Source organism: Bradyrhizobium sp. CCBAU 45321, assembly GCF_028128975.1.
GTDB classification, from domain to species: Bacteria; Pseudomonadota; Alphaproteobacteria; order Rhizobiales; family Xanthobacteraceae; genus Bradyrhizobium; species Bradyrhizobium yuanmingense.
In genome coordinates this window covers 39,959-49,413 of sequence record NZ_LFKZ01000112.1, presented here as the reverse complement: position 1 = coordinate 49,413, position 9,455 = coordinate 39,959, and the positions used below count along the sequence as shown (strand labels likewise).

At 62.2% G+C, this 9,455-nt stretch carries 13 protein-coding genes and 1 pseudogene; 1 reads left to right on the top strand and 13 read right to left on the bottom strand.

From position 1 onward, the window contains the following. From ACM43_RS13645 to ACM43_RS13600, 10 genes and pseudogenes are all read right to left on the bottom strand, one after another. Window positions 1–384, bottom strand: a pseudogene (locus tag ACM43_RS13645) (conjugal transfer protein TraG); the annotation flags it as partial. 37 nt (window positions 385–421) lie between these two features. Then, window positions 422–2,185: a relaxase/mobilization nuclease domain-containing protein gene (locus ACM43_RS13640; RefSeq protein ID WP_271540637.1), complete on the bottom strand. Its 1,764-nt coding sequence runs from the start codon at window positions 2,183–2,185 to the stop codon at window positions 422–424. A gap of 666 nt (window positions 2,186–2,851) precedes the next feature. Next, window positions 2,852–3,541 carry a lytic transglycosylase domain-containing protein gene (locus ACM43_RS13635; protein ID WP_333919219.1) on the bottom strand — a complete coding sequence of 230 codons (690 nt, stop codon included), beginning with the start codon at window positions 3,539–3,541 and terminating at the stop codon, window positions 2,852–2,854. 206 nt (window positions 3,542–3,747) lie between these two features. Continuing rightward, window positions 3,748–4,260 (bottom strand): S26 family signal peptidase, encoded by a 513-nt coding sequence (locus tag ACM43_RS13630; protein WP_271540636.1) that lies wholly within the window; start codon window positions 4,258–4,260, stop codon window positions 3,748–3,750. After that, on the bottom strand, window positions 4,257–4,721 hold the full coding sequence (locus ACM43_RS13625) for a DUF2840 domain-containing protein (RefSeq protein WP_271540634.1): 465 nt from the start codon (window positions 4,719–4,721) through the stop codon (window positions 4,257–4,259). Before ACM43_RS13625 ends, ACM43_RS13630 begins: the two co-directional genes overlap by 4 nt. 289 nt (window positions 4,722–5,010) lie before the next feature. Further along, complete coding sequence (locus tag ACM43_RS13620) at window positions 5,011–5,892, bottom strand: replication initiator protein A (protein ID WP_271540632.1); 882 nt, start codon at window positions 5,890–5,892, stop codon at window positions 5,011–5,013. A 22-nt stretch (window positions 5,893–5,914) separates the two neighbouring features. Further along, window positions 5,915–6,196: a helix-turn-helix transcriptional regulator gene (locus ACM43_RS13615; RefSeq protein WP_008561544.1), complete on the bottom strand. Its 282-nt coding sequence runs from the start codon at window positions 6,194–6,196 to the stop codon at window positions 5,915–5,917. Window positions 6,197–6,328: 132 nt separating this feature from the next. Further along, window positions 6,329–6,769 carry a DUF2285 domain-containing protein gene (locus ACM43_RS13610; protein ID WP_271540630.1) on the bottom strand — a complete coding sequence of 147 codons (441 nt, stop codon included), beginning with the start codon at window positions 6,767–6,769 and terminating at the stop codon, window positions 6,329–6,331. 136 nt (window positions 6,770–6,905) lie between these two features. After that, complete coding sequence (locus ACM43_RS13605; protein ID WP_271540628.1) at window positions 6,906–7,100, bottom strand: transcriptional regulator domain-containing protein; 195 nt, start codon at window positions 7,098–7,100, stop codon at window positions 6,906–6,908. 165 nt (window positions 7,101–7,265) lie between these two features. Further along, complete coding sequence (locus ACM43_RS13600) at window positions 7,266–7,538, bottom strand: DUF2285 domain-containing protein (RefSeq protein ID WP_271540626.1); 273 nt, start codon at window positions 7,536–7,538, stop codon at window positions 7,266–7,268. A gap of 146 nt (window positions 7,539–7,684) precedes the next feature. Between ACM43_RS13600 and ACM43_RS13595 the strand changes: the two genes are divergently transcribed. After that, complete coding sequence (locus tag ACM43_RS13595) at window positions 7,685–7,933, top strand: helix-turn-helix domain-containing protein (RefSeq protein WP_104462270.1); 249 nt, start codon at window positions 7,685–7,687, stop codon at window positions 7,931–7,933. 102 nt (window positions 7,934–8,035) lie between these two features. Here ACM43_RS13595 and ACM43_RS13590 read toward each other — a convergent pair whose 3' ends face one another. The 3 genes from ACM43_RS13590 to ACM43_RS13580 all read right to left on the bottom strand — a co-directional run bounded on the left by ACM43_RS13590 (window position 8,036) and on the right by ACM43_RS13580 (window position 9,385). Beyond that, window positions 8,036–8,356: a DUF736 domain-containing protein gene (locus ACM43_RS13590; RefSeq protein WP_271540623.1), complete on the bottom strand. Its 321-nt coding sequence runs from the start codon at window positions 8,354–8,356 to the stop codon at window positions 8,036–8,038. A gap of 188 nt (window positions 8,357–8,544) precedes the next feature. Continuing rightward, window positions 8,545–8,709, bottom strand: coding sequence for a hypothetical protein (locus tag ACM43_RS13585; RefSeq protein ID WP_271540621.1), 165 nt, complete (start codon window positions 8,707–8,709; stop codon window positions 8,545–8,547). 226 nt (window positions 8,710–8,935) lie between these two features. Next, on the bottom strand, window positions 8,936–9,385 hold the full coding sequence (locus ACM43_RS13580; protein WP_271540619.1) for a hypothetical protein: 450 nt from the start codon (window positions 9,383–9,385) through the stop codon (window positions 8,936–8,938). Window positions 9,386–9,455 lie beyond the last annotated feature (70 nt).

The following is a 9,455-nucleotide window of genomic DNA, read 5'->3' as shown; positions in this document are numbered from 1 at the left end:
ACCATCCGGGCCGAGAAGTCCAGCCGCCCTCACCTCCTCGGGACCTGCCCAGCGCGCCGAACCATAGGTCGCAACACTCTTGGCTTCGCGCGCCCGCCAAACCGACATGCCGATCGCCACCGCGATCGAAATGAAGGTCCCCGACGCCGCGATGAAGGCCCCCTCGACAAAGACCTGAGGTGCATAGGCGTCGTAGACGAACCACCACCAAAAGAAGACGGGCGGATAGTAGACCTTGAAGCCCAACAGCTCGAACCAGGGCCGCCCCAGTTCCGGTTGCCAGGCGAGCCGCCAGGCCGTCCACTCGGTGGCTCCCCAGATGGCCAGCAAGACGATCAGGCCGACGACGATCACCTGTCCCCAAAGGATCTTGGTTCCGGACATCCCGAACGCCCTTCCGCAATTTGAATTGTAGATTTTGCTAAAGGCCGAGGTCGCGCTTCCGACCAACGCCCCATTCGATGCCTCCGCCATCCTTGACGACGCCGGTGACGTGTTGGCCGAGCCTCTGTTCGAGTTCGCGCGACCAGGGTACGAGCTGGAAGCCGAGCCCATTATCGATCATGGCGAAGCGTCCTGAGGTGAGCGTCAGCCGCTGGCGATAGGTGCCCGCCACATGGTCCCCGGAGTCGGCCTTCACATAAGGCAAGCCGGTCTCCGTCGAGACCTTTGTGGCCACCTTGTCTAGCTCGCGCCGGCGCAGCGTGTTCAGGAGGTCCCGCTGCAAGACGATCCGTTGGCCCTGCCGCCGCGCCAGGCCCTCCTGGACCAGATGCTCGGTACGGGCTTCCATGGCCTCGCGGGTGTCGCGGCCGAATCCGCCCATGGCGAGCGGCATGGGGTCGCGTTCCACCAGCCTGTGGTCGAGCCAGGTCGCGCCCCTGGCGGTGACTTGCTCGGCAAGATGGAGATCCGAGCGGACCGCCAGCACCACGGTCGGCCGAGGATCGCCAGCTTGACCGAAACGTCGGACTTCGACGATTCCGCCAACGGGCGGAGCATGTTCGAAGGCCTCGATTCCTCGGAAGCGTACGTGGTGTGCGCGCCCGTCCGTTCCGTCTATCAGGGCGTAGGCCTCGCCGGTCAGTTCGTCATGCAATCCCCGGTCAAGCAGCCGTCCGACAATCTGAGACGTGGGCTGTCCACCCTCGATGACGAAGTCGGCAATGCCGCGCGCTTCGCCACGCTCGGTAAAGGTGCGATGCATGGTTTTGATGATGTCACCGCGCAAGCCGAGGTCGCGCAAGGACTGCTCGGCCTCGAGCCCGACCATCCACTCCCCCGGCGCGGCGGAGGCCGCAAGGCCCATCTTCTCCAGATATTGAAGGCGACCGACCATCAGGCGCCGAATCTCGGGATCAGAGCTTCCGGGATTCTCTGGGTGAAGATCGATGTAGCCGGTCTCATCGGCCGCCAGCCGGATCTCCCGATCGAGCCGCGTCCATCGTTCCGCCGTGACTTCCCTCTCCAGCGAATTGCGGATCTCGTGCTCTGGTTTTGGACCCAGTTCAATGGCGACCAGTTCCTCAGCGCGTGAACGCAGGCCTTGGCTAATGTAATCACGGGAGATCACCAAATCCGCCCCTTCCTCGTCCACGCCCCGAACGAGAAGATGGACGTGAGGATTGTCGGTATTCCAATGATCGACAGCCACCCAATCGAGCCGCGTACCGAGATCGATCTCCATCTGCCTGACAAGGTCGCGGGTGAAGGCCTTCAGGTCTGTCATCTCGTCGGCGTTCTCGGGCGAGACGATGAACCTGAAATGATGCCGGTCGTCCTTGCAGCGCTCAGCGAAAGCCGCGCTATCGGCGCGGTCGCAGCCCTCACCGAACATCTCGGCCCGCTCACTACTCCGGGTCACGCCTTCGCGCTTCAGATAAGAAAGATGGGCGGTCAGTGGCGCTGAGCGGAAAGCCCGCCCTTTGTGACGAACCACGCGCGCCTTCACCACGACGCGGCGCGTCGGGCTGAACAATCTGGCACGGCTAAAAGCAAGGCGCCCGCGGCCAAACGTCGAGCGCCCATAAGCCACGGCACGCCTGGCAGCTGCAGCCTGCCCTGAGGTGTGTCCTGCTTTCTTCGCGGCACGTAGCACCTGGTTGATGAAGCTCTTTTGCTTCGGCGCGCGGGTACTGCGGATGCGCCCAGGCCGAACGCGCAGGTCGCTGTCGCGCACACTCACGGCAGGGCCCTCCAACGATCAAAAGCGCACAAGGTGCCGGAAACGCCCTTGATTGCATTCATCAAAATGCAAGGCGCGGCACGCGCCCCGACCGACCGGCACGCCAGAAACCAAGCCATGCCAATGGCTTGCGGTTCGACCGGCGAGCCCCTTTTATCTCGCCGTCCTGCCGTCGTGATCTCCCAGTCGCTGAATCCGGAAAGAGCCGCAGCGACTTGGCAGCCAACTCGCGAAGCCCCCACTGCGTCCGCGCGCTTGCGATAGCGATCGTTACCCGAAGGGCCGAGACACCCGTAGGGTGGCTCGGTGAAGAGCGAAGCGACGAGTAGAGCGCGGGCCGAAGGCATCGCCCATACGCCGTCAGCTTGCGAACCCGCACGCTTGGTCATTGCGATGCTCCCGAATCCGATCGAGGCACGAACAGGCTAATTGGCCGAGGAACCATGTGCCCGTCCTGCCGTCGTGGTCTCCCGGTAGCCGAAAGAGCCGCAGCGACTTGGCAGCCAACTCGCGAAGCCTCCAATGCTTCCGAGCGCTTGCGATAGCGATCGTTACCCGAAGGGCCGAGACACCCGAAGGGTGGCTCGGTGAGGAGCGAAGCGACGAGTAGAGCGCGGGCCGAAGGCATCGCCCAAACGCCATCAGCTCGCGAACCAGTACACTTGGTCATTGCGATGCTCCCGAATCCGATCGAGGAACGAACATGCCAATTGGCCGGGGAACCATGGGCGAAACACCAGGCGCCGAGATTGCGGTCGTGACACCGCTCGACGGCGTGAGCGCCGGCAACCGATCGCGCGTTTTCAAGAGATCGGATCGCGTGACGAATAGCGTCGCAGCCGCTGATGACTGACCGCTGGACGCCCACCTCGGCGGCAGTTCGATGGTCAGCAGATCTGCAAGCTTTGCGACGTATGCTCGCGTCTCGTCTGGCAGAGAGGTGCCTGCCAGATGCTCTTCGTAGCGAGCTGGTCCCGCATTGTACGCGGCGAACACGCCAGGCGAGCCATATCGGTCAAGCAGTTCGCGCAAGTAGGCCGTCCCGGCCAGAACGTTGTCGTGTGGGTCGTAGGGATCGTTCCCGAGATTGTACCGCTCGCGAAGTTCCGCCCAGGTCGCCGGCATGATTTGCATCAGGCCCATTGCTCCTCTGGGCGACTTGGCGTGCAGGTTTCCAGCGCTTTCGACGTTGATGACCGAAACGATCCAGTTCATCGGAATCGCAAAACGTTGCGAGGCTTCGTCGACGAAAGTTGCAAACGGGTTGCCTGCCTGAGCAACCGCTTGACCTAATGCCCTTCCACTCTCAGCTAGAGTAGCACCGTCCGACGCAGCGAAAACAAGCAACAGCAACACGACAGTCCAAACACGCACGCCCGACCGAGCCAAGCATGCCGTCGTGCTCGCGCCCGTCCAGGGTAAAGCCGCTTCGCGCCGGCCATGCGGCCGCCCTGGACTTCCGCGGCGCGCGTCGGCCCTGCAAGCGTTGGTCGAGACCGAGGAATGGTCCCGCGATCGATCGAACAGAGGAATGGCGGTGTAAGAGCGTGGAACACGCACGATCACTCCTCCCATGTCCACACGGGCAGCGCACGGCCGATCACTGCCGACGCAGGCAAGAATCCAAAATACCGGCCATCAAGCGAGTCGTCCGACTGCCAGTTCATTAGGAACAGCTCGCCGTCGCCAACGACGCGGCAGCCCTGCCATTTCGGCAGTGGCCGCCCGCGTCCGTCGCGATCCATCGCCTCGCCCATCGCGACGTCGTCGACCGAAATCATGAGGCCGGTTCTGCAAACGCTTTGCCCCGGAAGGGCAAGCACGCGCTTCAGCATCGGGACGCCAATGGGCAAAAAGCCGTTAAGGTCGAGGAAGGTCGCAAGCGGCTCGGGCGGCTGAACGGCGACCAGCTCGGTGACATGGAAGCTCTCCGTCGGTCGTAAGCGATAGAGACCGATCGGCACGCTCGCAGATGCGTTCCAGATGAAAAGCGGAAGCGGCTCCAGAGCGAGTGTCGCGACGAGCGCAGCCGCCGCCCCAAACGTCGCGGTCAGCGTCTTCACGCGGCCCGTCATCGCATTATCCTCTGACGGTGAAGCCAGGCTTGGTGGCGCGCTTTCGTATAAGGACGCGGGTTCTCGTTGACGGACAGACGGTTGTGAACGTGATGCCAATGATCGGGCGCAACATCAACCGGATCGATGCCGAGCGCCTCAATGGCATCGATCATCTGGAGCACGCGCTCGACCTTCGGCCAGCCTGAAAGCCGCAGCAGAATCTCACCGCCGGGTGTCACATACGGTACAGTCGAACAGCGCTGTCCCGGTGCGACCGCGCGCAAGATGTCGATCCGCGAAATGATCGTGCCAAAGTCGTTGGAGGTCCAGCGGACGAAGGCAAAGATACTGCCTGGCGCAAATGACAAGACGCGCCGATGGCGATCAAGCTTCCGTTCTTTGACAATACGACCGAACCGTATGCGGTTTTCGATACGCTTCTCGAGCCACAGAACTTCCACTTCCGTGAGATCGCTCATGCGGCGACTCCCTGACGCTGGAGCTGGCAGCCGGGAGCTTGGGGCTCAGTGGAGAGTGTGTACGGCCTGCAAAGGCAGGCTGGACTGTCGAACTGCCGTTGCCGAGCGTCACCAACGCGGCTTTCGGCCCGCTCCGTTAGAAGAAATCCGAAGGATTTCTGGTTAGTAAAGTTAGAGCGGCCGGAAAGCGCGGAGAAACAAGCTCTTAAGCTCGATTCCGGTCCCCGATAGCACGAGGATCGGGTCCCTGATAGCACGAGGGTTGCGGTCCCCGATAGCACGAGCTGATTCACAGGTTGTCCTCCGAATTTGGAATAAGACCGCGCCGGCGCAGGCGTGCCGTTAAGGGATCGACAGGCGCAGGCGCGAAGTTCAGCCGCTCGGTGCCGTCAGGATCGCGCGTGAGCACGAGCTGATAGCCGGGCAATGTCTGGCGCTGGACGATCTGGCGAACGTCGTAAGCAAAATGCTTGAGCGGCGAGAGGATGCCGGACTTGGCATGGAGGTGCAGAAGATCAAAACTCCAGCCGCCGTACTGGCGTCCACCGTGCTTGCGCACGAGGCGATAGAGCCACCGCTCCAGCCCGCCCGTGAGCTCGAAATAGGCACGATCAATCGTCAGCACGAGCGCGTCATCGACGACGCCGGCGTAGAACCAATCCGGCAGGATCAGCTCGATCCCAAATGGACGGCCATTTGCATCGGCCGTCTCCTTCCACTCGTTGATCCAGGAGAAGCGATGCCGGCGCCGTTCTGCCGGCTGACGGATCGACGTCAGCACCGTCGTTGACTGAAGTCGGTCGAGGCCCGCCTTGAGCCGGTCATAGTCGCGCGCGCTGGTGCCGCGGCCGACGAACGTCAAAATCTCGTAAGGCGTTGCAGCCATCAGGCGCGAGGTCTTCAAGCCCGCGTCACGAGCTTCGACAATCTGGGACGCGGCCCAGATCAAAACATCTGCATCCCAGATGGTCGCCATGCCGTGTTCCGGCACGGCTTCGACACGAATTGCGATCGCACCCGCGCGGAAATCGATCGGCACAGTTCGCTTTGTTTTTGCGAGCGAGAAGAACGGATAGGCCATCAGATCCTGCGCATCGCGCGGCGCGAGATCGCCAGGCAGCGCCCGAAAGAGCTCAAGCTGGTCGCGCTCGGAATGGTGCTTGCGCCGCATGGTCACTGTCCTGGCGCGGCGATCAGCGGCGTTCCTGGCCCGCATACGGGCGCAGCGCGGGATGCTTCTTGGCGGGCAACACGGTCCCCTTGCCCGGATCCGATGTCGAGGTCTTCGCGCCGCGGTCGGCCCACGCTTTCAGGTCATCGACGGCGTAGACAACACGTCCGCCAATCTTCCGATATGTCGGTCCAGTACCGTAGGTGCGATGCTTCTCCAGCGTGCGACCGGACAGGCCAAGATAGCGCGCGGCCTCCGGCGTACGCAGGAATCGCGGGGGAAGGCCGGCCATCGGATCGGGCATTTGAGGACTCCAGGAGAACATCGCACCACGCTTGGCTAGGCCGGCGTGTGTGCGGTCATCATGGAGGAGCAGGATCTCGGAGGGGATGCCGAATATGGAGGGAGCGATTTTCGGCACCCCTTGCGGACTGCGCTACTCGTCTTTGCGCCCGCGCCGCAGAAGTTTGCGGTAACCACCGCGCATCAACGCAAGCCCGGCTTGCACCAAGCGTATCGTTCGATTGCGCAGATCATGCGTCTTCCAGGCGCGATCGGGAATGCGCTTCTTGCCGAACAGTACTTCTGCGACGACGCGATAGCTTGCGCCCGCGCCGTGCGCGTCGAGCGCACGGATCGCGGCCCGCAAGCGCTCGCGCCGCTGCTTCGAGAGTTCATGAAAGGCAGGACCTGGCGCGCGTCCATTCATCGCGCGCCACAGCCGCCGGGCTGCATAGGCGCGCGCTTCTAAATCGCCGTCGAATGGCAGCTCGGCTGCGTATGACGCGCCGAGCACCGGCAGCTCTTTGGACCACACGCGGTGGTCTGTCGAACCGATGCGCAGCACGGCATGCCAGCCGTCGACAGCGCGGCGCATTTGGCCAGCTGTAAGGTCAAGCAGTGGCTGGGACGACGACCTGCTGTCCTCCGCCGTTACCACCTTGACCGGAACGACTGCCGCTAGAACCTCAGGCGTCCAAAAGATCGTCTGCTCGTCGAACGACCTCTGCGGGTCATGGGCGAAAGCAGATGCCCCATTTCCTCCTGAATTCGTCAGTCACTTCGCCGTTCGGGCTATTGGCAATCATCACCTCGTACTCGCGTCGATAGTTGGCGTTGCGGCGGAGACATTCCCAGGCGATGTCGGTCACTTCCGCGTCTTGTAGGCTCTTGTAGGATTCCGGCGACCGCCAGTCGAATTCGGGCATTGCTTCCGTCCCATTGCACGCAGCTAACAAAGATTGCGGCGCAATAGGTATGAACGAAGCGGTTGTAGGAAGACCCTAGTTTAGCACCACGTGGTGCACAGGAATAACCACTGGTCAGCAAAAGAAAATCGTTCTGTCTGCAAGTCGCCAGCCAGCGATTTTCTTCTATTTCGAGCCGGTTCCGCGCAAGAGGCGCCCCTGCTCGGTCACCCATTTGGCGCGAGCAAGATGACTCTGATATGCGCTCCGCGCACGGTCCGGCTCCCGCACCGGATCGATATGCAGCACGATTCGAGCAACTTCCATCCAGTCAGCCCCGTCGCTTTCGGCCTGCAGAAGGCGCATGTAGGTCACCACATGCCGCTCATCGTAGGCAGTGAGAATTTGATCTGCAGGCGCAGCATCGGCGACGTCTGGGTCGAGCGGCGGCTTCCTCATAAGACTCCACGCCTTAGATTAGACAATTTCTAACACGCGGGCCGGAAGGAGCAGAAGCGTTAAAGCTGTCGCGGGAGCCGTCCGGAGGGCGTTTTGTCGAGAATACTCCGTGGTGAAATACTCTTCAAGGACATGCCCTCTCGCGTATGGATATACGCGAGATACTTGCAATCAATTTGCGGAAGCTCCGGCAGGCCCGTGGTTTGTCACAGGAGGAATTGGCTCATCGTGCTGAAATTGACCGCACTTATATCAGCGCACTCGAGCGAAGCGTTTATGCGGCGGGTATCGACGTTGTCGATCGGCTCGCGCGCAGCCTGGGTGTCGAGGCCGCCGACCTGCTCACTCGGCCGCCCGCAAGCGCCAAGAAAAAGACTCGGGGGCAGGCCGAGTGATTGATGTCGAGCAGCTCGATCCGGCGGCCGCTTGCGGACACTGATGCCTGGAAGGATGAGAAGCCCCGCCCGGCGGACCGGACGGGGCTTGGTAGGGCGCTCTTACTCGCCGGTCTTGCGCGGCCGCGACCAGAGCAGGGTGTAGCCTTCACTGCCTTCGTCGTCGAACAGGTTCGCGTAGATCGGCGCGTTGAACGAGGGGTCATCGAGCTTCAGCGAGAGGTAGTCGCGGCCCTCTTCGGAGCGCTTCGACCAGGCTGCGCCGATCTCCGCGCGCCCCACATAGATGCGATGGCTGGGAGCGTTTTCGTTGGACCGGTTGGTCTCGGCGACGATGCGGACACCCTTGGCCTTCAGGCTCAGGGTCACGATCTCGCCCTGGAACTCGTTGCCGACCTTCTTGAAAGAACCGATGTTAGCCATGTCACTTCTCCTGTTGTGTTTCGAGCCCGCGACCACCGCGGCCTCGATGGCGATCTAGGGCCGAGGACGATCGGCGACGCACCCGCTCGGGCCGGAGCGCAGCGGAGGACGTCGTTGTGACGACTTTCTTGTCTCGCGAGGAATGGGCGAAGCCCAGGGGAAGAAAGTCGCATCAACGGCGTTGCGGCTCAGACGATCGAGGCGGAGCCGGTCTTCGGCCAGATCAAGCCATCAACGAGGCCACGTGCATCCGCGTGCTGAACCACAATCTTACGGAGAAGCGTGGCTATCTCGGTTTTGATGAACAAGAGGTCGGAACGATTCAGCGCAGAAGGAGAAACAATCTGCTGCAAAGGGCGGTATCGTCTATCAAGAACGGATCGAGGCAACACCGCTCCGCCGCGGCTGCGTGGGCCGCGCGGAGATCGGCGCAGCCTGGTCGAAATGCTCCGAGAAGGTCTGCGTCTCCCGCCCTCAGTGTCTCGATCACCCCTGCTCAGCGCACCGATCTACGCGAACCTGTACGACGATGAAGGCGTAACCGGTCATCCCTTCGCGCCTTGCCGCTGTAAGAACTGGTTAGGACGGATTCTCCACCACCCTACCCGACTTGAACGGGCGGGTCTCGGCAAGCACGATTAAGCGCTTCCATGACGTGACGCCAATGCAAACCGCGCCCAAGCAAGCGAAGACGTCTCGCCAAGCCAGCGAAGGCACCCCGATCTGGGACAAGGCGAACACCAGATGATAGCCGGCAACGGCGGCGGGAACAGCGAATGCTGTCGCGATCGCGGTGCGCAAGGCCAAGGACCGGCTAATAGCGACGGCGACCTGGCCGAAGACGAGCGTCAACGCGCCGCCGGCCGTTCCGAGAAGCAGCGCGCCGATGAGGCCGGCACCGCTCTGAAACGCCGTCATCCCGATACTCAGGGCGACGAAAAACGGCAGGGCATACACAGCGAGCGCAAAGATCGCCCAGCAGAACAAGCCGATGCCGAGTGTATTGAGAACAAGCCCAAGGGCTAGCATGGTGGTGGCTCCATGTGCATAGATTTGCAAGTCGCGCCTGCCACCACCATCACGGCGCTACTTCCAACAT